Below are 21,783 nucleotides of genomic sequence, written 5' to 3'. Positions count from 1 at the left end.
GCTTTCAGCCCGCAAGGTAGCGACCGATCAACGTGATGCCGCTGATCAGCACCATCCAGGTCACCAGCCGCACGAACATTTCTCGCGACAGACGCATGACCAGCCGCCGCCCTATCCACGAACCGACGATCATCGCAGGCAACAGGCAGACCGCCAGCACCAGCAGCGAAATTTGCGCGTACACCCCGGTGATCACAAACAGGCTCAGGCGCACGATGGTGCTGCAACTGATCAGCGCGTTTTGCGTGGCGCGGGCCTGGAATTTGTCGGTCAGGCGGCCATTGAGATAGATCGCGTATAAAAAGCCGCCACTCCCAAACAGGGCCCCGAACAGACCACCCAGGGTGCCCATCGGAATCGACCACGCGGCAGATAGCTGCGTTGGCCTGACTTTCACCGCAAGGCTGTAGATCGAATAACCGATCAGAAACAGTCCCATCATTAATAGAAGGACGTCGGATTTCAGATTGAGCAAGAACAGCACGCCCAACGTACAGCCGACCGCCATGCACGGCACCATGCGAAACAGCTCGGAACGCACCACCGATTGCCGCGAGGGGAGCAAATGGCTGAACGCGGCGAGGAAGTCCAGCATCACCAATAAAGGGATGATCCGCGAGAGCGGCATGAAATGAATCAGGACGGGGCCTGCGACCAGGGCCGTGCCAAAACCGGCAATAGCGAAGACCAGATAGGCGGCAATAACGCCACCTTCAATGAACAGCCAGTCGGTGGGGGTGAGCCCCAGTGAATCGACGACGCCCGACAATTCGGCGAGGGTGGTGAGCATTGCGTCCTCCGTGGATAAGCGGCGGCGCACAGCATATCCTGAGACTGCCGCTTCACCGGAAGAAAAAACGCCCCCTGGGGGAGCGAATTCATTCGCGATTGGCCATTCGCCCGGCACATCTGTTTCGGTCATGCCGACGTCTCGCGAATGAATTCGCGCCCGCAGGGGCGGCGTACAGGTCTATTAATGTGGTGACCCACGCCCCAATGCCTTTATCATGCCCGCCATGATCAAAGACCCCTTCGCAAGACTCGGCCTTGACCGGGAAGTCCTCACTGTCAGCCAGCTCAACGGCCGCGCCCGCGTGTTGCTGGAAGATGTGTTTTCGAACATCTGGGTCGAGGGGGAGATTTCCAACCTGTCTCGTCCGGCATCGGGTCACGTCTATTTCACCCTGAAAGACAGTGGCGCCCAGGTCCGTTGCGCGCTGTTTCGCAGCAACGCCGCTCGGGTTCGTCAGGCGTTGAAAGACGGTCTGGCCGTCAAAGTGCGTGGCAAGGTCTCGCTCTTCGAAGGTCGCGGCGACTATCAGTTGATCCTCGACACGGTCGAGCCTGCTGGCGATGGCGCCCTGCGTCTGGCCTTCGATGCGCTGAAAGAAAAGCTCAATGCCGAAGGCCTCTTCAGCGCCGAGCGGAAGGTCGCCCTGCCCTTGCACCCGCAGCGTATCGGCATCGTCAGTTCGCCGACGGGCGCGGTGATCCGCGACATCATCAGCGTGTTCCGCCGTCGCGCTCCGCAAGTTGAACTGACACTGATCCCCACTGCAGTGCAAGGCCGCGAGGCGATCAACCAGATCGTCCGCGCTTTGAAACTCGCGGACTCCCGAGGCTTCGATGCACTGATCCTGGCCCGTGGCGGTGGCTCGCTGGAGGACCTCTGGTGCTTCAACGAAGAAGCCGTGGCCCGCGCCATCGATGCCTGCGTGACGCCCATCGTCAGCGCCGTTGGCCATGAGACCGATGTGTCGATCAGTGACTTCGTAGCCGACGTTCGCGCCCCCACGCCGTCCGCCGCCGCCGAGCTGCTGGCTCCAGATTCAAGCGACCTGCACCGCCGGGTCGATAACCTGCAACGTCGGCTCGTCACGCGCATGCGCGATCGGCTGATGCGCGAACAACTGCGTCTGGATGGCATTTCCCGTCGCCTGCGTCATCCGGGCGAGCGCCTGCGTCAACGCGCCCAACGGCTGGACGATCTGGACATGCGCCTGCGTCGCGCCTTCGAGCAACACATGCACAAACGCCACGTGCGCATGAGCCATCTTGAAAGCCGATTGGCGGCCCAACACCCCGGCCGCACCCTCGCGTTTCTGCGTCAGCGTCTGGACGTGCTGGCCGAGCGCCTGCCTCGGGCGATCAAGGAAAACCTCAAGTCCCGGCGCCTCCAATTGCAAGGTCAGGTGCAGACACTGAACGTGGTCAGCCCCCTCGCCACCCTCGGGCGCGGTTACAGCATTTTGCTCGACGAGCGCGGTAAGGCGATTCGTGCTGCTGAACAGACCCACACCGGCCAACGCCTCACCGCAAAGCTGGCCGAGGGCGAACTGCAAGTCCGTGTTGAGGACAATCACCTGACGCCTGTCACCCTTTCTCTTCTGGATTGATCGATGCTGCCTTTTATCTCCCGCTCTCTGGCAGGCGCCGCGTTTGCCCTGTGTCTCGCCCTTCCCGCCCACGCTGACAGCTACCTCTCGCGGCTGCTGAACAAACCGGTGCCAGGCGGCGTTGCGGTGGTGGACCTCGGCCCTGCGGCTCAGGCGCCCAAGGCCACGTGGCAAGGCAAACCGGTGCTGGTGGTCAAGGATTCCGATGCGCGCTGGCAGGCCATCGTCGGCATTCCGCTGACCGTCAAACCGGGCACGTCACAACAGGTGAGCAGCGGTGGTCGCACGCTGGCCTTCACCGTCGGCAGCAAGAAATACCCGGAACAGCACATCACCCTGAAAAATCAGCGGCAGGTCAATCCGAACCCGGATGATTTGAAACGCATCGAGCAGGAGCTGGACGTGCAGGTTCGCGCCTACCGGACGTTCAGCCCGGTGACGCCGAGCAATCTGCTGCTGGACAAGCCCGTCGATGGCCCGTTGTCGAGCAAATTTGGCGTTCGTCGTTTCTTCAATGGCGAAGAGCGCAATCCTCACGCGGGTCTGGACTTCGCCGTCCCGGCGGGCACCCCGATCAAGTCGCCTGCAGCGGGCAAGGTCATCCTGATCGGCAATTACTTCTTCAACGGCAACACAGTGTTCGTCGATCACGGCCAAGGCTTCATCAGCATGTTCTGCCACATGTCGAAGATTGACGTGAAAGTGGGCGACGCCGTACCCCGTGGCGGCGTGGTGGGTCGCGTCGGCTCGACCGGGCGTGCCACCGGGCCGCATATGCACTGGAACGTGAGCCTGAACGATGCACGGGTCGATCCGGCGATTTTCATTAACGCGTTTCAGCCCTAGACGCGGCTTTCAGCTGTAGGAGTGAGCTTGCTCGCGATACCAACGTTGCCGCGGCGACTCGGTGCCTGACGCCACGCTATCGCGAGCAAGGTCACCCCTACAGTTGACCCCGGTTGCATGATCTGAAACGGGCCAGCAATAAAATCTTGAAAGCACGTAGCAATCCGTCAAAAAATAGCTGCATACCGCTACTTTTGAAATTCCCTCTCAATTTTTTCCAACTGCTTGCCAGCTTTCACCTCATTGGTTACGGTTGGACACATGAAAACCTCTCAAACCCTCATTCTGATGCGTCAACATCGCTGCCTCAGCCTCGTCAGTGCACGACTGCCAGGCTGAAATCGCGGTGCCTCGACCCTTCATCTGCGTTTCTCGTTAATCGGCTGGCCGCCTTCTTTCGGCCTTGAGTCCACAAAGGATTATTCTCATGACCATGCTCAAAGATCCCTCGAAGAAGTACCGCGCGTTCCCTGTCATCGACCTGCCCGATCGCACCTGGCCTTCCAAGACCATTACCGAAGTGCCGATCTGGTGCAGCTCTGACTTGCGCGACGGTAACCAATCGCTGATCGAGCCAATGGATTCGGTCAAAAAGCTGCGCTTCTGGAAAACCCTCGTTCAAGTGGGCGTGAAAGAAATCGAAGCTTCGTTCCCAGCGGCTTCGCAAACCGACTTTGACTTCGTGCGCACGCTGATCGAAGACGGCCACATCCCGGACGACACCACCATTCAGGTGCTGACACAGGGCCGTGAAGACCTGATCGCTCGCACGTTCGAATCCCTGCGCGGCGCGAAGAAAGCCATCGTCCACCTGTACAACGCGACCTCGCCGTCGTTCCGCCGCATCGTGTTCAATCAGGACAAGGACGGCATCAAGGCCATCGCGGTCAACGCTGCAAAGCTGTTCGTCAAATACGCCGCTCAGCAGCCGGAAACCCAATGGCAGTTCGAATACTCGCCGGAAACCTTCAGCGCCACCGAACTGGATTTCGCCAAGGAAGTCTGTGACGCCGTGATCGAAGTGTGGAACGCCACGCCGCAGAACAAGGTGATCCTCAACCTGCCGGCCACTGTCGAAGTCGCCACGCCGAATATCTACGCCGACCAGGTCGAGTGGTTCTGCCGCAACATCACCCGCCGCGACAGCGTGATCATCAGCCTGCACACCCACAACGACCGTGGCACTGGCGTGGCCGCTACCGAGCTTGGCCTGATGGCGGGCGCTGACCGTGTCGAAGGTTGCTTGTTCGGTAATGGCGAGCGCACCGGTAACGTGGATCTGGTGACCGTTGCCCTCAACATGTACACCCAGGGTCTGAACCCGCAACTGGACTTCTCCGACATCGACGGCGTTCGTAAGGTGGTCGAAGAGTGCAACCAGATCCCGGTTCACCCTCGCCACCCGTACGTCGGCGACCTCGTGCACACCGCGTTCTCCGGTTCGCACCAAGACGCGATTCGCAAGGGCTTCACTCAGCAGAAAGAAGACGCGCTGTGGGAAGTGCCATACCTGCCGATCGACCCGGCGGACATCGGCCGCAGCTACGAAGCGGTCATTCGGGTGAACAGCCAGTCCGGCAAAGGCGGCATCACTTACCTGCTGGAACAGGAATACGGCATCTCGCTGCCACGTCGCATGCAGATCGAGTTCAGCCAGGTGGTTCAGGGCGAGACCGACCGTCTGGGCCTGGAGATGACCGCGCAGCAGATCTACTCGCTGTTCAAGACTGAATACCTGCAAGCCAACAAGCCCTACGCGCTGGTCAGCCATCGTCTCCAGGAAGAAAACGGTCACAGCGCCGTTGAAGTCGAAGTCACGGGCAAAGGTGACGGCGAAAGCAACCTGCACTGGAAGGGCCGCGGTAACGGCGCGCTGGAGGCACTGGTGGCCGGTCTGCCGGTCAAGGCGGAGATCATGGACTACAACGAACACGCCATCGGCGCGGGCACCACGGCCAAGGCCGCTGCCTACATCGAACTGCGCGTGAACGGCGAGCGTGCGGTCCACGGCGTGGGCATCGATGAAAACATCACCACCGCCAGCTTCAAGGCCCTGTTCAGCGCGCTGAACCGTGCGCTGATTCAGGCTGAGGTCGCGGCACAGGCTGCTTGATCCCCGAGGATCGGTGATGACAGACCTGGAGGAGCGAATTCATTCGCGATGCGAGGACGCCAGGCGATGCATCTGTGTCGCCCGTTACATCTTTCGCGAATAAATTCGCTCCTACAGATGATGTTTTTTGAACCCAAAAAAGGCCCTGAAGCTCACGCTCCAGGGCCTTTTTATGTGTGGCGTGTGGGTCAGGCCTTGGTGCTGACGGAGCCTTTCATCAATTCCAGCAATGACGCCTGAAGAGCGGTGAGTTGCGCCATGGTCCCGGCGATCTGCTGCTGGATAGCCATGACTTGCGCGGCTTTCTCCTGCTCGGGAGCCTTGCTGTTCAACGCGGCGGCGAGCTGCTGCTGCTGTTGCTCAAGCACCTTTTGCGTCTCTTTGATCTGATCTTGAAGTTGCTTGATCATCTGCTCGCGTGGCGACTGGGGCGCCTCCGCTTCTCCCGCTTTCTTACCGGGCTCGGTGTACGCCGTGCCGCGCAGGTTCACGCTGGCGGTCACCACATCGCTCTTGGTGGCCTGATCGTTTTTGAGCGCGACCGTAAAAGGATTGGCGTAAGGACTCAACGTGCTTGTATTGATCGTCGTCATGATGAACTCCTGTTCTGTGCACTTTGTATCGGCCAAGGTACAAAGAACTGAAGCCCATTCTTTACGCACACGAAAACGCCCCATGACCTTCGTCACGGAGCGCTTTTACGGGGGAGATATCAGGCGGTGGTGTTGATGCTGCCAGACTTTTGCAACTGGGCCAGCGCGGCCTGCTGGGTCGCCAGCGTAGAAGTGGTCGTGGAAATCTGGCCCTGGATCGCCATCGCGCGTTGGGCTTTCTCTTCATCAGAGCCGCTGCTGGCGTTGGCTGCTGCCAATTGCTGTTCTTGCTGCTGCAACTGCTTTTGGGTTTCCTTGATCTGCTCTTCGAGCTTCTCGATGGCCTGCTCGCTCTCGCTGGAAGAACTGGAGCTGCCGCCCGCTGCCCCTGCGCCACCCGCAGCCCCGGCTCCGCCTGCCTGCGCGGTGGTAGAGCCCGCCGCAGCGGTAGTGGTGGAGGCGTCGCTGTCAGTAGAGGCCGTCGAGGTGTCTTTCTTGACGGCAACCGAGAAACTGCTGGTGTAGGAAGCGAGTGAAGAAGTGCTGATGGTGGTCATACCGATCTCCTGTTTGGGTACAACGCTATCGACCGCCACCCCCTCCAACTCTATGACGTTAGTGTATCTCGAATGTATCGGCGTCGAGATATGCCGGGAATTTCTGGCGATAGGCATCCAGGCTTTCAGCGGACAGGCTGACATGAAAAACCCCGTCGGCCCCACCAATATTCAGCAGGCTTTCGCCCTGAAAATCCAGCACCTGACTGTCGCCGGTGTAGGCGCAGCCTTTGCCGTCGGTACCCACGCGGTTCACCGCCGCCACGTAACACAGATTCTCAATGGCCCGAGCAGGCAACAGGCGATTCCAGTGCTGACGCCGGGCCCCGGGCCAGTTGGCGGTGTACAGCAGCAGATCGGTGTCTTGAGCACCTCGGCTCCACACTGGAAACCGCAGGTCGTAACAGATCAACGGCCGGATTCGCCAGCCCTTGAGCTCGAACTGCACCTGACGTTCGCCTGGACTGTAGTGCTCGTGCTCGCCTGCCATGCGAAACAGATGGCGTTTGTCGTAGTGCAGCAGCTCGCCGTCCGGACGCGCCCACAGCAAGCGATTGCGATGGCTGCCGTCTTCCGCCCGAATGATGACGCTGCCGGTCACGACCGCATTGAGGCGCTTGGCCTGATCGAGCAACCAGCGCGACGTGATGCCGTTTTCAGGCTCAGCCAATGCTTCGGACTCCATCGAAAATCCGGTGGTGAACATTTCCGGCAGGATCACCAGATCGGCACCCTGGGCTTGGGACAGCAGCTCCTCGAAGTGCGCGTGATTCGCCTGACAGTCGTGCCAGACGAGGGTGGTCTGCACCAACGCCACGTTGAGGTTTGGCAATGAACTCAAATCGCGCATAGTTTTTCCGCTGCCAGACGCAACGTCTCCTCTCGCTTGGGAAAGCACAGGCGAATCAGGCGCTGGCCTTCGGGCGGATTCTGATAGAACACGGACGGGGGAATGCTCGCCACGCCATGCTCGCGGGTCATCCACAGCGACATGTCCACGTCGTTCAGATCAGGACGAATCTGTGAGTAATCGACCAGTTGGAAATACGTCCCGGCGGCGCGGGTGAAGGTAAAACGCGAGCCTTCGAGGCGGTCGCAAAAAAAGTCGCGCTTGGCTTGGTAGAACGCTGGCAGCTCCTCGACGTGCTCTGGACAGGCCGCCATGAAATCGGCCAATGCCCACTGCAACGGGGTCACGCCACAGAAGCCGACGAATTGGTGAACCTTACGCATCTCGGCGGTCAGCGCAGGCGGTGCGATGAGATAGCCGGTTTTCCAGCCGGTCACGTGGTAGGTCTTGCCAAACGAACTGACCACGAATGCTCGCGCATACAGCTCATCGTGAGCCAAGATGCTGGCGTGTTTCACGCCGTCGAACACCAAGTGCTCGTACACCTCGTCGCTGACCAGGTAAATGTCACGGTCACGAATGAGCGCCGCCAACTGGTCGAGTTCGACGCGGCTGATCAACGCACCGCTCGGGTTGTGCGGGGTATTGATGATGATCATGCGCGTCTTCGGACTCAACGCGGCGGTAAGCTGTTCCCAGTCGATGGAGAAATCATCCGCCTTTAGCTGGACGTGCACGCAACGGCCACCGGCCAGCTCCACCGAGGGCTCGTAGCTGTCGTAACTGGGATCGAACACGATGACTTCGTCGCCAGCCCGAACCACGGTCTGAATGGCGCAAAAGATGGCATGGGTCGCGCCGGGGGTGATGGTCACCTCGGTGTCGACGTTGACGTCACGGCCGTAAGCACGTGCGATCTTGGCGGCGACTTGCTGACGTAGAGCGGGCAGGCCCGCCATCGGTGCGTACTGGTTGAAGCCGTCCATGGTGCGGCGACAAAGGGCTTCGCGCAGCGCGTCAGGCCCGTCGAAGTCGGGAAAACCCTGGGAAAGATTGATCGCCCCGGTATCGGCTGCAAGCTGGGACATCACGGTAAATATGGTGGTGCCAACGTTCGGCAATTTGCTGGTGATCATCGGGTTTTCCTGCTCCACACCCGGCTCCAGAACGGCACGGGGACCCGCAGAATAGCCCATCCTTGACGCATAAAAAAAGGCGCCATTGGCGCCTTTTCGAAGAAAGTCCGTTACCGAATCAACGCTTGTCCTTGCGCTTCTTCTCGGCTTTCTTGTGGTGCGACATTAAGCGACGCTTCTTGTTGACCTGACGATCGGTCAGCGTGTTCTTGTTGCCTTCGTACGGGTTATCGCCACCCTTGAACTCAATGCGGATCGGCGTACCGACGAGCTTGAGCACGCGGCGGTAGGTGTTTTCCAGATAGCGTACGTACGACTTGGGTACGCGCTCGACCTGGTTACCGTGGATCACGATGATCGGCGGGTTCGCACCACCCAAGTGGGCATAACGCAGTTTGATCCGACGGCTGTTGACCATCGGCGGCTGGTGCTCAGTGACCGCGTCTTCGAGGATCTGGGTCAGGCGGCTGGTCGGCCAGCGAGTGACTGCCGACTTGAACGAGTTCTGCACCGATTGGTACAGGTTCCCGACGCCCGTGCCGTGCAGCGCGGAGATGAAGTGGATGTCCGCGAAGTCGACAAAGAACAACCGGCGCTCCAGCTCGGTCTTCACGTAGTCGCGCTCGCTCGGCACCATGCCATCCCACTTGTTCAGTGCGATGACCAGTGCGCGACCGGCTTCCAGCGCGAAGCCCAGCAGGTTCAGGTCGTGATCGACGACGCCTTCGCGGGCGTCCATGACGAAGATCACCACGTTGGCGTCTTTGATCGCCTGCAGGGTTTTCACCACCGAGAATTTTTCGACTTCTTCGTGGATCTTGCCGCGCTTGCGCACGCCGGCGGTGTCGATCAGCGTGTACTTCTCGTCGTTGCGTTCGAATGGGATGTAGATACTGTCACGTGTCGTGCCGGGCTGGTCGTAGACGATCACGCGGTCTTCACCGAGCATGCGGTTGACCAACGTCGATTTACCAACGTTCGGACGACCGATGATCGCGATCTTGATGCCGTCCTTCTCGCTAGGACCCGGAATACGCTTGGCTTCCTCGCCTTCAGCGACGTCTTCCTCTTCGCCCTCTTCCACTTCATCAGCGTCTTTGGGGAATTCGCGCAGGGCGATGTCCAGCATCTGCGTGATGCCGCGACCGTGGGCGCCAGCGATCGGGATCGCGTCGCCCATGCCCAGTGGCGCGAACTCGGCACGTGCCATGTCAGGGTCGATGTTGTCGACCTTGTTGGCGATCACGTACGAGGTCTTGTTGCGCTTGCGCAAGTGCTCGCCAATCATTTGGTCGGCAGCGGTGAAACCGGCCTTGGCGTCCACCAGGAACAGCACGACATCGGCTTCTTCGATGGCCAGCAGCGACTGCTCGGCCATCTTTTCGTCCATGCCGTGTTCATCACCGGAAATACCGCCGGTGTCGATCACAATGTAGGTGCGCCCTTGCCACTTGGCCTCGCCGTACTGGCGATCACGGGTCAGACCGGACAAGTCGCCGACGATGGCGTCGCGACTACGGGTCAGGCGGTTGAACAAGGTGGACTTGCCGACGTTCGGTCGACCCACCAGGGCGATTACGGGAACCATGCGGCTCTCCACTTCGTTATTTCAGAAAATACAAAAGCCGCTGCAAGGCAGCGGCCGGAGTTCGGAGCGGCATTCAACACGCCGCAAGCCCCGTCAACGCGGGGCCGCCAGAGGAAAGCCGCCGAGCGGCCTCTTCTAGCATAGACAGCCACTACTTGATCGTCAGGGCTTCCAGCTTGCCGCTGTTGCCAAAGACGTAAATAGTGTTGCCGGAGACCAGCGGACGCGCACGCAGGCCGTCGCTGTCGATCTTTTCACGCCCGACGAAGTGACCGTCGACCTGGCTGAGCAGATGCAGATAACCTTCGAAGTCACCGACCGCCACGTAGCTGGAAAACACTTCCGGAGAGCCCAGTTGACGACGGGCCAGCGAGTCGTTGCTCCACAGCGCCGTGGAAGAACGCTCGTCGACGCCTTCAACGGTGCCGTTGGCCAGCGAAACGTAGACGCTGCCGAAGCCTTGTGCCACGCCCGAATAGCTCGACGCATCACGCTGCCACAGCACGCGGCCGCTTTGCAGCTCCAGACCGGCTACACGCCCCTGGTAGGTCGCCACGTACAAGGTGCTGCCGGACAACAGCAGGCCGCCGTCGATATCAACCACGCGATCCAGCTCCGAGCGACCTTGGGGAATCGCAACGCGCTGCTCCCAGACCGGCACGCCGTTGGTAGTGTCGAGGGCCACGACCTTGCCGGTCGAGAGGCCAGCGACTGCCAACTGACTGGTCACGATCGGAGCGCCGGTGCCACGCAGGGTCAGTACCGCAGGACTGCTTTCGTAGATCCAGCGCTGGTTACCCGTGGCGGCATCATAACCGATGACCTTGTCGTCCTGAGTCTGAGCGACAACCACATCACCGTTGGTGGCCGGAGCGGACAGCACTTCGCTGGTCGCCTTGGCTTTCCACTTCTGTTCGCCGGTGGATTCGTCGAGGACGATCACTTCGCCACGCAAAGTACCGACCATGACCAGACCGGAGCCTACGCCGACCGCGCCGGAAACAGGTTGCTCCAGCTCTTTCTTCCAGACCACGTCGCCATTGCTGCGGTTGATCGCCATGATCAGACCTTTAGCGTCGGCAGCGTAGATGTTGTCGCCGTCGATGGCTGGAACGAGCATGTTGTAGATGTCGCCCTGGCCGTCACCGACCGAGCGGCTCCACAACTTCTGCAGGATCACTTCTTCCTTGAAGCTGGTGAGCTCGGCCGGAGGCAATTCCTTTTTGCTGTTGCTGCTGCAACCCGCGGCCAGAACGGCCAGAGCCAGCAATGCTGCATGTTTCCAACGAATCACGTCACGCATCCCCTTTCGCCAGATCGTCGAGCTTCATTTGCAGGCCACCCACTGCCGATTGCTCGGACAGCGCAGCCTTGGCTTTCTTGTATGCAGCGTACGCGTCATCGGTACGACCCAACTGAACCAGCAGGTCGCCACGCAGCTCTTCACGGCTGGCTTCGAAAGACTTGTCGACCTGACCGTCGAGCAGCTTCAACGCATCTTCCGCCTTGTTCTGGGCCGCAAGCACGCGAGCCAGACGTTGACGGGCGATTTCGCCCAAGGTCGGGTTGACCGGTTTGTCGTTGACCGCTTTCAGTTCACTGACCGCATCGTCCAGCTTGCCAGTGTCGACCGCCACCTTGGCCACGAACAGGCTGCCGTACTGAGCGTAGGCCGTGCCACCGAAATCGCTTTTCAGCTTGCCAGCGATGGCCGCCACTTGACCGGCATCTGCCTGGCCACTTGGCGTCAGGGCCGTTTCCAGCAATTGCTGGTACAACGCCGAAGCACCTTGTGCCTGGTTGTTCTGATAGCGATGCCAGGCCTGCCAGCCCAACACCACGATCACCGCCAGCAGACCGCCGGTGACCAAAGGCTTGCCGTTACGCTGCCACCAGTCCTTTACCGCCGCCAGCTGTTCATCATCGGTACTCGACACGCCACTACTCCTATCCAATCCGGCTATTTATTCGCTTCAGCCCTGCACGATGCAGGTGGCCAGGTGCTCGGAAAGAGCATCCCATGCAACAGTTTGTTGTTCGCCTTGACCGCGCAGCGGCTTGACGCCCACTTCCTTGCGGGCCAGTTCTTCGTCTCCCAGGATCAGCGCAAACAATGCGCCGCTCTTGTCAGCCTTCTTGAACTGGCTCTTGAAGCTGCCCGCCCCGGCGTTGACCTGCAGACGCAGGTTCGACGCCTGATCGCGCAGGCGCTCGGACAAGGCCAGTGCCGCCAGTTCAGCCGCTTCACCGAACGCGCAGACGTAGACGTCAACGGTACGGGAGATTTCTTCCGGGACTTTGTCGAGGGTTTCCAGCAGCAGGACCAGACGCTCGATCCCCATGGCGAAACCGACGCCCGTGGTGGGCTTGCCGCCCATTTGCTCGACCAGGCCGTCGTAACGGCCACCCGCGCAAACGGTGCCCTGAGCCCCGAGCTGATCGGTGACCCATTCGAAAACGGTCTTGCTGTAGTAATCCAGACCGCGGACGAGCTTCGGGTTGATCACATAAGGAATGCCAACAGCATCCAGACGCGCTTTCAGGCCTTCAAAGTGAATCCGCGATTCTTCATCCAGATAATCCGCCAGCTTCGGCGCATCCACCAGAACGGCCTGGGTTTCAGGATTCTTAGTGTCCAGCACGCGCAGCGGGTTGGTTTTCAGACGGCGTTGGCTGTCTTCGTCCAGTTGGTCGTGACGCGCCGACAGGTACTCGACCAGCGCCTCGCGGTAACGCCCACGGGCTTCGCTGGTGCCCAGACTGTTGAGTTCAAGCTTCACCGCACTGCGAATGCCCAACAATTCCCACAGACGCCACGTCAGCACGATCAGCTCGGCATCGATGTCCGGACCGTCGAGGTTGAACACTTCCAGACCGATCTGGTGGAACTGGCGATAACGGCCTTTTTGTGGACGTTCGTGGCGGAACATCGGGCCGATGTACCAGAGCTTCTGCACTTGGCCGCCGCCGGTGATCCCGTGCTCAAGTACCGCGCGCACGCAGGCCGCTGTGCCTTCAGGGCGCAGGGTCAGCGAATCGCCGTTGCGGTCTTCGAAGGTGTACATCTCTTTTTCGACGATGTCGGTGACTTCGCCAATGGAGCGTTTGAACAGATCGGTGAACTCGACGATCGGCATGCGGATCTGGCGATAACCGTAGTTATCCAGCAAACGCGATACGGTGCCTTCGAAGTAGCGCCACAGCGGGGTCTGGTCCGGCAGGATGTCGTTCATGCCACGAATGGCTTGCAGAGACTTACTCACAAAAATTCCTTGGAAACTGGGTTAGCCGCGAACGATCAGCGCTGCGTCGGCCTCGACCTTTTCGGCCGCTTTCTGACGGATCAGGCGTTCAAGCTCGTCCACCAGATTGTCATTGGTCAGCTTTTGCGATGGCTTGCCATCGATGTAGATCAGGTTCGGCGTGCCGCCCGTCAGGCCGACATGGGCCTCCTTGGCTTCGCCCGGACCGTTCACCACACAACCGATCACCGCCACATCCAGCGGGACCAGCAGGTCTTCAAGTCGCCCTTCCAGTTCGTTCATGGTCTTGACCACATCGAAGTTCTGCCGCGAGCAGCTCGGACAGGCGATGAAGTTGATGCCACGGGAACGCAGGTGCAGCGACTTGAGGATGTCGTAGCCGACTTTCACTTCTTCAACAGGATCGGCGGCCAGCGAGATACGGATGGTATCGCCAATTCCTTCGGCCAGCAGCATACCTAGGCCGACGGCCGATTTCACTGTGCCTGAACGCAAACCACCCGCTTCGGTGATCCCAAGGTGCAGCGGCTGGACGATTTGCTTGGCCAGCAGGCGATAGGCTTCGACGGCCATGAACACGTCCGACGCCTTGACGCTGACCTTGAAGTCCTGGAAATCCAGGCGATCGAGGTGTTCAACGTGGCGCAACGCCGACTCCACCAAGGCAGCCGGGGTCGGTTCGCCATACTTTTTCTGCAGGTCTTTTTCCAACGAACCGGCGTTCACGCCAATACGGATTGGAATGCCCCGGTCGCGTGCTGCATCGACCACCGCGCGTACCCGGTCTTCACGACCGATGTTGCCCGGGTTGATGCGCAGGCAATCAACGCCCAGCTCAGCCACGCGCAACGCGATCTTGTAGTCGAAATGGATGTCGGCCACCAGCGGCACTTTGACCAACTGCTTGATACGCCCGAACGCTTCGGCGGCGTCCATGTCGGGAACGGACACACGAACGATGTCCACGCCCGCCGCTTCCAGACGATTGATCTGGGCAACGGTAGCGGCGACGTCGTTGGTGTCGCTGTTGGTCATGCTCTGTACCGCAATCGGCGCGTCGCCGCCGACCGGGACGGAGCCGACCCAGATTTTACGAGATTCGCGACGTTTGATCGGAGATTCGCCGTGCATGACTTATTGCCCCAGCTTCATGCGAGCCGTCTGGCCCGATGTGAAAGGTGTGACGTCCACCGGCTGGCCGTTGTAGCTGACCTGTGCGGCACGGGCCACGCCCAGACGGACCGACAAAGGCGGCTTGCCGCTGACGCTGACGTTGTCGCCCGAGTGCTTGAGGCCGGTGCTGAGCACCTTGCCGTTGGCGTCGGTGATCTGAAACCAGCAATCGGCGGTGAACTGCAACTGGACCTGTCCGAAACCAGCCGGGGTCGGCGCTGTATCGGCAGGATTAGGAGCTGGCGCAGGGACAGCCGCTGTGGCGGGTGCGGAGGTTGCACCTGGCATCGGAACAGTGTGCGCAGGCACAGCAGGCGTCGCTGTAGTGCCGTGAACCGGAGCGACTGGCGCAGTGGTCGCTGGCGCAGTCGTGGTCGGCGCAGCGGAGGTCGTCGGTGCAGTGGAGGACGAATCGGTGTTGTTCAGTGGCAGTGGCGCCGTGTTGTTCTGCCCTTCTGCGACCGCCTGATCTTCAGGCTCGTCCAGCGGGTGAATCTGGGTGGTGCCGTCGGCGCTTTCGACTTCGACGTGCTCCATGCCCAGACTGGTCGGCTCCTTGCCACGCAAAGTCGCCTGATCCTGCCACCACACGAAACCGCCACCAATCAACGCAACCAGTAATAACAGGCTGACGATACGCAGAATATTGTGGGACAGACGCACAGGCTCTTCGATACGGCCCAAGGCGTGAACGTTGCTGCCCTGTCCGTCGGTGCCGGTGTATTGATCGAACTGAGCAACCAGTGCGGTCTGGTCAAGGCCCATCAATTTCGCGTAGGCACGGATGTAGCCCCGGGCGAACGTGTGGCCCGGAAGCTTCTCAAAATCGCCCGACTCCACATAGCCCAGGGAAGTCGCGGTGAGGTTCAACCTCAAAGCCACATCTGGCAGCGACCAGTTTTTACTCTCGCGAGCCTGGCGCAAGGTTTCACCAGGGTTCGTACGAGTGGCTGCTACAACTTCGGGATGCGCCGCTTTCATCATTGCTCCGACAGGTATTGCTGATATTCCGGCGTGCCGGGATAGAGTCTTTTTAGTTGCAGGCCATAACTGGCTGCCTTGTTGCGATCGTCATAGATCTTCGCCAGGCGCGTACCCAGCAACAGGCTACGTGCATTCTGCTCGCTCAGTTGGCTGAAGCGGTCATAGTAATCACGCGCCGGCACATAATGCCTGTCTTCGTAAGACAACTCAGCCATTTCCAGCAACGCACGTGGCTGTTGGGCGTCGAGCCTGAGGGCCTTGGTGAACTCGTCGAGCGCCTGATCCCGATTGCCCAGCATCACAGAGGTCATGCCGAGGTTCTCGAACACCCGGGCACGCTCGGCATAGAGATTGTCGTCCGCAGCCTGCTGGAAGCGCTCGTAAGCGTCTTTGTAGCGTTTTTGCTGGTAGAGAAAGCTGCCGTAATTATTGAGGATGCGAGCATCCTTGGGGCGAGAGGACAACGCTTTCTTGTAATACTGATCTGCAAGCTCAGGCTCGGCCTCGGCCTGGAACACCAGCCCCAGCGCAGCATTGGCGTCAGGGTCGGAGCTGTCCAGCTCCAGTGCTTTTTTCAACGGCGCCTTCGCACGCTCCATCTGCCCCTGCTGCAGATAGCCGATCCCCAACTGCACATAAGCCTGACGAGCATCTTCACGTCCCTTGCCGGTACTCATCGGATCGACGTTGCCGGTGGAAACACAGCCAGCCAGCAGCGTGACAACACACAGCAGCAGCGCAGCGCGCAGGGACATAGAGATCCTCTCAGTCAATTTCGCAGTCAGGTGCGAGCCGCAGCGACCTGAGCCCCTTCGGTCTCGGCACTGAGCTCGCGCACAGCAATGTAGCGTTCGCTGCGGCGAGTGCGGTCCATTACCTGCCCGACCAGTTGGCCACAGGCAGCATCGATGTCCTCACCGCGCGTGGTGCGCACAGTGACGTTGAATCCAGCGTGATGCAGCAAATCTTGAAAACGACGGATCGCGTTGTTGCTCGGACGCTCATAACCCGAATGCGGGAACGGGTTGAATGGAATCAGGTTGATCTTGCACGGCGTGTCCTTGAGCAGCTCGATCATCTCCACGGCATGCTCAGGCTTGTCGTTGACGTCCTTGAGCAGGGTGTATTCGATGGTCAGGACGCGCTTCTCACCCAATGCCGACATGTAGTTGCGGCAGGATTCGAGCAGCATTTTCAACGGGTATTTCTTGTTGATCGGCACCAACTGGTTGCGCAGCGCGTCGTTCGGCGCGTGCAGCGAAAGCGCCAGCGACACGTCAATGTGCTGTGCCAGCACGTCGATCATCGGTACCACGCCAGAGGTGGACAGCGTCACCCGACGTTTGGAGATGCCATAGCCGAAGTCGTCCATCATCAGACGCATGGCGGCAATGACATTGTCGAAGTTCAGCAATGGCTCGCCCATGCCCATCATCACCACGTTGGTGATGGCACGGTCGACGGTCGCCGGGACACTGCCGAAAGATTTGTTGGCAATCCACACCTGACCGATGACTTCGGCGGCGGTGAGGTTGCTGTTGAAGCCTTGCTTGCCGGTGGAGCAGAAACTGCAATCCAGCGCGCAGCCCGCCTGGGAAGAGACACACAAGGTGCCGCGTTTGCCCTGCGGGATGTAAACAGTCTCGACGCAGCTGCCGGACGCCACGCGCACGACCCACTTACGGGTGCCGTCGGTGGAGATGTCCTCGCTGACGACTTCGGGACCCCGAATTTCGGCACGACGCTCAAGCTTTTCGCGCAGCGCCTTGCCGACGTTCGTCATGGCTTCGAAATTATCGACGCCATAGTGGTGAATCCACTTCATGACCTGACCGGCACGGAAGCGTTTCTCCCCGATGGACTCGAAGAATTTTTCCATTTCCTGCAGGGTCAGACCCAACAGGTTGATTTTGCCAGTCGTATCAGTCATGGATTCACCCTCACTCGCAGCAGCAGCTTAGCGAGTGGTTACCTCGGTAGCAGCGAAGAAGTAAGCGATTTCGCGAGCAGCAGCGGCTTCGGAGTCCGAACCGTGAACGGCGTTGGCGTCGATGGACTCGGCGAAGTCAGCACGGATGGTGCCGGCAGCAGCTTCTTTAGGGTTGGTAGCGCCCATCAGCTCACGGTTTGCCAGGATGGCGTTTTCGCCTTCCAGCACCTGAACGACAACCGGACCGGAAGTCATGAAAGCAACCAGGTCGCCGAAGAAACCACGGGCGCTGTGCTCAGCGTAGAAACCTTCTGCTTCGGCCTTGGACAGTTGCTTCAGTTTCGAAGCGACGACGCGCAGACCGGCTTTTTCGAAGCGGGTGGTGATCTCGCCGATTACGTTTTTAGCAACAGCATCAGGCTTGATGATCGAGAAAGTACGTTGAACAGCCATGGTGTAACTCCAGAAACGGTGATTATTGCGAAAAATTAAACCCGCGAATTATACGCGGGTTCTGGTGTATTGCCTAACGTGCAGAGATGATCAGTCTATTTCATCGGCCCAAAGGGTCTGGACCGCTTCCAGTACCTTCTCGCCGACCCGACCCGACGTGTCGTCGAAATCAGGCAATTGCTGGATCATCTGTTGCAGTTTGACGAAGCCTACCGAGTAAGGATCGAGCCCCGGATGGGCCTCGGCCAACTCTTCGGCAATGCGTTGTACGTCATTCCAACCGTAGCTCATGACAATCCCTCAGTCAGTGCGGCGCTTCGGCGGCATGGTTAAGCGAATATTTCGGAATCTCGACGGTCAGGTCTTCGGTACCGACCTTGGCCTGACATGCCAGGCGAGAAGTCGCTTCCAGGCCCCACGCACGATCAAGATAGTCTTCTTCCAGCTCGTCGGCCTCTTCCAGCGAATTGAAACCCTCGCGGATGATGCAATGGCACGTGGTGCACGCGCACACACCGCCGCACGCGCTTTCCATCTCGATATGGTGCTCATGAGCCAGTTCGAGGATGGATGTGCCTGGCGCAGCCTCGACCACCAACCCGTCCGGGCAAAACTCCTTGTGGGGGAGAAAAATCACCTGCGGCATCAATTATTCCTCAATCTCATTCAGGTTGCGTCCTGACAGGGCGGCTTTCACCGTCGAGTCCAGGCGGCGGGCCGCGAACGCATCGGTCACCTGCGACAGACGCTTGGTCTGCTGCTCGATGGCCGCACCGTCGGTGCCCTTGATCAATTCACGGAGTTCATCCACCTGCATCTCGATGACCACGCGTTCCTCGGCGTCGAGCAAACGCTCGCCATCAGCTTGCAACGCGCCTTCGACGGCCTCGACCAGGCGCTGGGCGTCGACCTGCTGCTCGCGCAGCACACGCGCGACCTTGTCGTCACCGGCGTACTGGAACGAATCCTTGAGCATGCGGGTGATTTCACCGTCGGTCAGGCCATAGGAAGGCTTGACCTGAATGCTCGATTCCACGCCCGACGCCAGCTCGCGAGCGGAAACGCTCAGCAGACCATCGGCATCGACCTGGAAGGTGACACGAATTTTCGCCGCACCCGCGACCATCGCGGGAATGCCGCGAAGATCGAAACGCGCCAGCGAACGGCAATCGCTGATCAGTTCACGCTCACCTTGCAGGACGTGAATCATCATGGCCGACTGGCCGTCTTTATAGGTGGTGAACTCTTGGGCGCGAGCCACCGGAATCGTGGTGTTGCGCGGGATCACCTTCTCCATCAACCCGCCCATGGTCTCAAGACCAAGGGACAGCGGAATCACGTCCAGCAGCAGCAACTCGCCACCGTCACGCTTGTTGCCTGCCAGTGTATCGGCCTGAATGGCCGCGCCGATGGCAACCACTTGATCCGGGTCGATTTCAGTCAACGGCTGGCGACCGAACAGCTCGGCGACCGCTTCACGCACACGCGGCACGCGGGTGGAACCGCCGACCATGACCACCGCTTCCACTTCGTCCAGCTCGATGCCGCAATCGCGTACGGCACGACGGCACGCTTTGAGACTACGGGCAATCATCGGCTCGACAAGGGCGTCGAACGCGGCGCGGGTCAGCACGCCAGTCCAGGCGCCGTGAACGACGTCCACGGAATCGGTATCAGAGAGGGTTTCTTTGGCTGCGCAAGCCGTCTGCATCAGACGGCGCTGGGCCGACGGGTCGAGGTCGTCGGACAGACCGGCCTCGGCAATGATCCAGCTGGCAATCGCATGGTCGAAATCGTCGCCCCCCAGCGCGCTGTCGCCGCCAGTTGCCATGACTTCGAAAACGCCGCCGGTCAGGCGCAGAATCGAGATATCGAAGGTGCCGCCGCCGAGGTCGTAAATGGCGACAACGCCTTCGGCGTTCTGGTCCAGGCCGTAAGCCACTGCCGCCGCCGTGGGCTCATTGAGCAGGCGCAACACGGTCAGACCCGCCAGCTTGGCGGCGTCTTTGGTGGCTTGCCGCTGTGCGTCATCGAAATACGCAGGCACGGTGATCACCGCGCCCACCAGCTCGCCACCCAATGTCGCTTCCGCGCGCTGACGCAGCACCTTGAGGATGTCAGCGGAGACTTCGACCGGGCTTTTCGCGCCCTGAACGGTCTCGATGAATGGCATGTGCGACTCACCGCCAATGAAGCGGTAAGGCAGTTGCTCACCCAAATGCTTCACGTCGGAGATGCCGCGCCCCATCAGACGCTTGACCGAGATAATGGTGTTCAGCGGGTCAGAGGCGGCGGCGTCCTTGGCGGACTGGCCGACTTCGACACGATCAGCGTGATAACGCACCGCCGAGGGCAGGATGACCTGCCCGTTCTGATCGGGAAGAGGCTCACTGATGCCACTGCGCAGGGCAGCGACCAGCGAGTTGGTGGTGCCGAGATCGATCCCGACGGCCAGACGACGCTGATGAGGTTTTGGACTTTGGCCGGGTTCGGCGATCTGCAGTAGAGCCATTGCTTTTCTGATATCACTGGCGCGCCGCCCAAAAGGCGGCGCGGGGTTAATCGTCGAGGCGCTCTTCCAGCTGGCGCACTTCGTAGGAAAGCTTGTCGAGGAACTGCATGCGACGCATCAGGCGTTCGGCCTGTTCGCGCTGTGCAGCATCGTCCCAACAGGCTGCAAAGCTTTCGTTCAGTTCTTCCTGCGCCACCTTGAGCCGTCGCTTGAAGGTCGCGACACCGTCCAGCTCCGCCTCGTCTTGCAGGTCTTCGAGCTCTTCGCGCCATTGCATCTGCTGCATCAGGAACTCGGGGTCGTGAACCGTGACCTCCAGCGGCACCTCACCTTTGAGCGCCAACAGATAACGCGCCCGTTTAGGCGCGCTCTTCAGCGTCTGGTAGGCATCGTTCAAGCTCGCCGAGCGCTCCAGCGCAACGCGCTGCTCACGCTCGGAAGCGTCAGCGAAGCGGTCGGGGTGCACGCCACGGGCAAGCTCGCGATAACGCGTAGCCAACAGGTCAAGATCCAGACGGAAACCCGGCTGCAGATCGAATAGAGCGAAATGACAAGGAGTACCCACGACAAGCCTCAGACGTTGAAGCTTTCGCCGCAGCCACATTCACCGCGCGAGTTGGGGTTGTTGAACTTGAAGCCTTCGTTCAACCCTTCCTTGACGAAATCGAGTTCGGTGCCGTCGAGGTAAACCAGGCTCTTGGGATCGATGATCACCTTGACGCCGTGGTACTCGAAAACGGTGTCTTCGCTTTCCGGTTCGTCGACGAACTCAAGTACGTACGCCAGGCCGGAACAGCCTGTGGTGCGAACGCCCAGACGAATGCCATCACCTTTGCCGCGCCCATTAAGGGAACGACGTACGTGATTGGCGGCCGCTTCGGTCATGCTGATAGCCATCGTGACTCCTTACGTGCAAGCGGGATGAGGACTGCTCAGAGCAGGCCTTTCTTCTGCTTGTAATCGCGAACGGCGGCCTTGATGGCGTCTTCGGCGAGTACGGAGCAGTGAATTTTCACCGGCGGCAGGGCCAGTTCTTCAGCCAGCTGAGTGTTCTTGATGGTCTCTGCTTCGTCCAGAGTCTTGCCTTTCATCCACTCGGTCGCCAGGGAGCTGGAGGCGATGGCCGAACCGCAGCCGTAGGTCTTGAACTTGGCGTCTTCGATGATGCCTTGCTCGTTGACCTTGATTTGCAGGCGCATGACGTCGCCGCACGCCGGAGCGCCGACCATGCCAGTGCCGACATCAGGATCTTCCGCGTTCATCTTGCCGACGTTGCGCGGGTTCTCGTAGTGGTCGATGACCTTTTCGCTGTAAGCCATGGTGCAATCCTCATCAGTTTGTCGCTCTGGCGACACTTCAAAAACCCGGTTTTCAAAGCGCCGCATTCAT

The 21,783-nt window shown here is 60.0% G+C and carries 23 protein-coding genes; 3 read left to right on the top strand and 20 right to left on the bottom strand.

The genetic code is table 11. The features are described 5' to 3' along the window. Positions 1 to 4: 4 nt before the first annotated feature. Positions 5 to 790 (bottom strand): sulfite exporter TauE/SafE family protein, encoded by a 786-nt coding sequence (locus ACWKWE_RS15695; protein WP_483851049.1) that lies wholly within the window; start codon positions 788 to 790, stop codon positions 5 to 7. A 226-nt stretch (positions 791 to 1,016) separates the two neighbouring features. Here ACWKWE_RS15695 and xseA point away from each other — a divergent pair, with 226 nt between their 5' ends. The 3 genes from xseA (at position 1,017) to leuA (ending at position 5,355) form a co-directional block, all read left to right on the top strand. Then, on the top strand, positions 1,017 to 2,396 hold the full coding sequence (gene xseA, locus ACWKWE_RS15690; RefSeq protein WP_483851330.1) for an exodeoxyribonuclease VII large subunit: 1,380 nt from the start codon (positions 1,017 to 1,019) through the stop codon (positions 2,394 to 2,396). 3 nt (positions 2,397 to 2,399) lie between these two features. Further along, positions 2,400 to 3,242 carry a peptidoglycan DD-metalloendopeptidase family protein gene (locus tag ACWKWE_RS15685; RefSeq protein ID WP_341959685.1) on the top strand — a complete coding sequence of 281 codons (843 nt, stop codon included), beginning with the start codon at positions 2,400 to 2,402 and terminating at the stop codon, positions 3,240 to 3,242. A gap of 427 nt (positions 3,243 to 3,669) precedes the next feature. Further along, the gene (gene leuA / locus ACWKWE_RS15680) at positions 3,670 to 5,355 is read left to right on the top strand and encodes a 2-isopropylmalate synthase (protein WP_483851048.1); all 1,686 of its coding nucleotides are present in this window, start codon (positions 3,670 to 3,672) and stop codon (positions 5,353 to 5,355) included. A gap of 188 nt (positions 5,356 to 5,543) precedes the next feature. Here the strand turns inward: leuA and ACWKWE_RS15675 are convergent, their stop codons facing one another. The 19 genes from ACWKWE_RS15675 to iscU form a co-directional block, all read right to left on the bottom strand. Beyond that, positions 5,544 to 5,948, bottom strand: a complete 405-nt coding sequence (locus tag ACWKWE_RS15675; RefSeq protein WP_166593644.1) for a hypothetical protein — start codon at positions 5,946 to 5,948, stop codon at positions 5,544 to 5,546. 119 nt (positions 5,949 to 6,067) lie between these two features. Further along, on the bottom strand, positions 6,068 to 6,505 hold the full coding sequence (locus ACWKWE_RS15670) for a hypothetical protein (RefSeq protein ID WP_483851047.1): 438 nt from the start codon (positions 6,503 to 6,505) through the stop codon (positions 6,068 to 6,070). A gap of 58 nt (positions 6,506 to 6,563) precedes the next feature. Further along, positions 6,564 to 7,355: an amidohydrolase gene (locus ACWKWE_RS15665; RefSeq protein WP_483851046.1), complete on the bottom strand. Its 792-nt coding sequence runs from the start codon at positions 7,353 to 7,355 to the stop codon at positions 6,564 to 6,566. Then, positions 7,343 to 8,491 (bottom strand): pyridoxal phosphate-dependent aminotransferase, encoded by a 1,149-nt coding sequence (locus ACWKWE_RS15660; protein ID WP_483851045.1) that lies wholly within the window; start codon positions 8,489 to 8,491, stop codon positions 7,343 to 7,345. Before ACWKWE_RS15660 ends, ACWKWE_RS15665 begins: the two co-directional genes overlap by 13 nt. A 118-nt stretch (positions 8,492 to 8,609) precedes the next feature. Beyond that, complete coding sequence (gene der, locus ACWKWE_RS15655; RefSeq protein ID WP_166593648.1) at positions 8,610 to 10,079, bottom strand: ribosome biogenesis GTPase Der; 1,470 nt, start codon at positions 10,077 to 10,079, stop codon at positions 8,610 to 8,612. Positions 10,080 to 10,230: 151 nt separating this feature from the next. Next, the gene (gene bamB, locus ACWKWE_RS15650) at positions 10,231 to 11,382 is read right to left on the bottom strand and encodes an outer membrane protein assembly factor BamB (RefSeq protein WP_166593649.1); all 1,152 of its coding nucleotides are present in this window, start codon (positions 11,380 to 11,382) and stop codon (positions 10,231 to 10,233) included. Continuing rightward, positions 11,375 to 12,016, bottom strand: coding sequence for a tetratricopeptide repeat protein (locus ACWKWE_RS15645; RefSeq protein ID WP_166593650.1), 642 nt, complete (start codon positions 12,014 to 12,016; stop codon positions 11,375 to 11,377). The genes bamB and ACWKWE_RS15645 overlap by 8 nt, the downstream gene beginning before the upstream one ends. A gap of 36 nt (positions 12,017 to 12,052) precedes the next feature. Then, positions 12,053 to 13,342, bottom strand: coding sequence for a histidine--tRNA ligase (hisS, locus tag ACWKWE_RS15640; protein WP_483851044.1), 1,290 nt, complete (start codon positions 13,340 to 13,342; stop codon positions 12,053 to 12,055). Positions 13,343 to 13,363: 21 nt separating this feature from the next. Then, a complete protein-coding gene (ispG, locus tag ACWKWE_RS15635) occupies positions 13,364 to 14,473 on the bottom strand; it encodes a flavodoxin-dependent (E)-4-hydroxy-3-methylbut-2-enyl-diphosphate synthase (RefSeq protein WP_166593652.1) in 1,110 nt (369 codons plus the stop codon). 3 nt (positions 14,474 to 14,476) lie between these two features. Further along, complete coding sequence (locus ACWKWE_RS15630; protein WP_166593653.1) at positions 14,477 to 15,496, bottom strand: RodZ domain-containing protein; 1,020 nt, start codon at positions 15,494 to 15,496, stop codon at positions 14,477 to 14,479. Further along, entirely contained in the window at positions 15,496 to 16,254 is a 759-nt protein-coding gene (gene pilW / locus ACWKWE_RS15625) for a type IV pilus biogenesis/stability protein PilW (protein WP_166593654.1), read from the bottom strand. Before pilW ends, ACWKWE_RS15630 begins: the two co-directional genes overlap by 1 nt. 26 nt (positions 16,255 to 16,280) lie before the next feature. Continuing rightward, entirely contained in the window at positions 16,281 to 17,429 is a 1,149-nt protein-coding gene (rlmN, locus tag ACWKWE_RS15620; protein ID WP_341959699.1) for a dual-specificity RNA methyltransferase RlmN, read from the bottom strand. Positions 17,430 to 17,456: 27 nt separating this feature from the next. Next, positions 17,457 to 17,882, bottom strand: coding sequence for a nucleoside-diphosphate kinase (gene ndk, locus ACWKWE_RS15615; protein ID WP_081565735.1), 426 nt, complete (start codon positions 17,880 to 17,882; stop codon positions 17,457 to 17,459). Positions 17,883 to 17,972: 90 nt separating this feature from the next. Beyond that, positions 17,973 to 18,173: a Fe-S cluster assembly protein IscX gene (gene iscX, locus ACWKWE_RS15610; protein WP_166593656.1), complete on the bottom strand. Its 201-nt coding sequence runs from the start codon at positions 18,171 to 18,173 to the stop codon at positions 17,973 to 17,975. 13 nt (positions 18,174 to 18,186) lie between these two features. After that, entirely contained in the window at positions 18,187 to 18,528 is a 342-nt protein-coding gene (gene fdx, locus ACWKWE_RS15605) for an ISC system 2Fe-2S type ferredoxin (RefSeq protein ID WP_166593657.1), read from the bottom strand. 3 nt (positions 18,529 to 18,531) lie between these two features. Continuing rightward, on the bottom strand, positions 18,532 to 20,394 hold the full coding sequence (gene hscA, locus ACWKWE_RS15600) for a Fe-S protein assembly chaperone HscA (protein WP_483851043.1): 1,863 nt from the start codon (positions 20,392 to 20,394) through the stop codon (positions 18,532 to 18,534). A 46-nt stretch (positions 20,395 to 20,440) separates the two neighbouring features. After that, positions 20,441 to 20,959, bottom strand: a complete 519-nt coding sequence (gene hscB, locus ACWKWE_RS15595; RefSeq protein ID WP_483851042.1) for a co-chaperone HscB — start codon at positions 20,957 to 20,959, stop codon at positions 20,441 to 20,443. 8 nt (positions 20,960 to 20,967) lie between these two features. Next, positions 20,968 to 21,291: an iron-sulfur cluster assembly protein IscA gene (iscA, locus tag ACWKWE_RS15590; protein ID WP_483851041.1), complete on the bottom strand. Its 324-nt coding sequence runs from the start codon at positions 21,289 to 21,291 to the stop codon at positions 20,968 to 20,970. Between the two features lie 35 nt (positions 21,292 to 21,326). Then, on the bottom strand, positions 21,327 to 21,713 hold the full coding sequence (gene iscU / locus ACWKWE_RS15585; protein WP_062383507.1) for a Fe-S cluster assembly scaffold IscU: 387 nt from the start codon (positions 21,711 to 21,713) through the stop codon (positions 21,327 to 21,329). Between the last annotated feature and the right edge of the window lie 70 nt (positions 21,714 to 21,783).

It is taken from the genome of Pseudomonas salicis, from assembly GCF_057128705.1.
This window is presented reverse-complemented; position numbering and strand designations above follow the sequence as displayed.

Bases quoted from the DNA above. Each gene is read 5' to 3' on its own strand.
- ACWKWE_RS15695 (WP_483851049.1), bottom strand. From the start codon at position 790: ATGCTCACCACCCTCGCCGAATTGTCGGGCGTCGTCGATTCACTGGGG.
- xseA (WP_483851330.1), top strand. From the start codon at position 1,017: ATGATCAAAGACCCCTTCGCAAGACTCGGCCTTGACCGGGAAGTCCTC.
- ACWKWE_RS15685 (WP_341959685.1), top strand. From the start codon at position 2,400: ATGCTGCCTTTTATCTCCCGCTCTCTGGCAGGCGCCGCGTTTGCCCTG.
- leuA (WP_483851048.1), top strand. From the start codon at position 3,670: ATGACCATGCTCAAAGATCCCTCGAAGAAGTACCGCGCGTTCCCTGTC.
- ACWKWE_RS15675 (WP_166593644.1), bottom strand. From the start codon at position 5,948: ATGACGACGATCAATACAAGCACGTTGAGTCCTTACGCCAATCCTTTT.
- ACWKWE_RS15670 (WP_483851047.1), bottom strand. From the start codon at position 6,505: ATGACCACCATCAGCACTTCTTCACTCGCTTCCTACACCAGCAGTTTC.
- ACWKWE_RS15665 (WP_483851046.1), bottom strand. From the start codon at position 7,355: ATGCGCGATTTGAGTTCATTGCCAAACCTCAACGTGGCGTTGGTGCAG.
- ACWKWE_RS15660 (WP_483851045.1), bottom strand. From the start codon at position 8,491: ATGATCACCAGCAAATTGCCGAACGTTGGCACCACCATATTTACCGTG.
- der (WP_166593648.1), bottom strand. From the start codon at position 10,079: ATGGTTCCCGTAATCGCCCTGGTGGGTCGACCGAACGTCGGCAAGTCC.
- bamB (WP_166593649.1), bottom strand. From the start codon at position 11,382: ATGCGTGACGTGATTCGTTGGAAACATGCAGCATTGCTGGCTCTGGCC.
- ispG (WP_166593652.1), bottom strand. From the start codon at position 14,473: ATGCACGGCGAATCTCCGATCAAACGTCGCGAATCTCGTAAAATCTGG.
- ACWKWE_RS15630 (WP_166593653.1), bottom strand. From the start codon at position 15,496: ATGAAAGCGGCGCATCCCGAAGTTGTAGCAGCCACTCGTACGAACCCT.
- pilW (WP_166593654.1), bottom strand. From the start codon at position 16,254: ATGTCCCTGCGCGCTGCGCTGCTGCTGTGTGTTGTCACGCTGCTGGCT.
- rlmN (WP_341959699.1), bottom strand. From the start codon at position 17,429: ATGACTGATACGACTGGCAAAATCAACCTGTTGGGTCTGACCCTGCAG.
- ndk (WP_081565735.1), bottom strand. From the start codon at position 17,882: ATGGCTGTTCAACGTACTTTCTCGATCATCAAGCCTGATGCTGTTGCT.
- iscX (WP_166593656.1), bottom strand. From the start codon at position 18,173: ATGAGCTACGGTTGGAATGACGTACAACGCATTGCCGAAGAGTTGGCC.
- fdx (WP_166593657.1), bottom strand. From the start codon at position 18,528: ATGCCGCAGGTGATTTTTCTCCCCCACAAGGAGTTTTGCCCGGACGGG.
- hscA (WP_483851043.1), bottom strand. From the start codon at position 20,394: ATGGCTCTACTGCAGATCGCCGAACCCGGCCAAAGTCCAAAACCTCAT.
- iscA (WP_483851041.1), bottom strand. From the start codon at position 21,291: ATGGCTATCAGCATGACCGAAGCGGCCGCCAATCACGTACGTCGTTCC.
- iscU (WP_062383507.1), bottom strand. From the start codon at position 21,713: ATGGCTTACAGCGAAAAGGTCATCGACCACTACGAGAACCCGCGCAAC.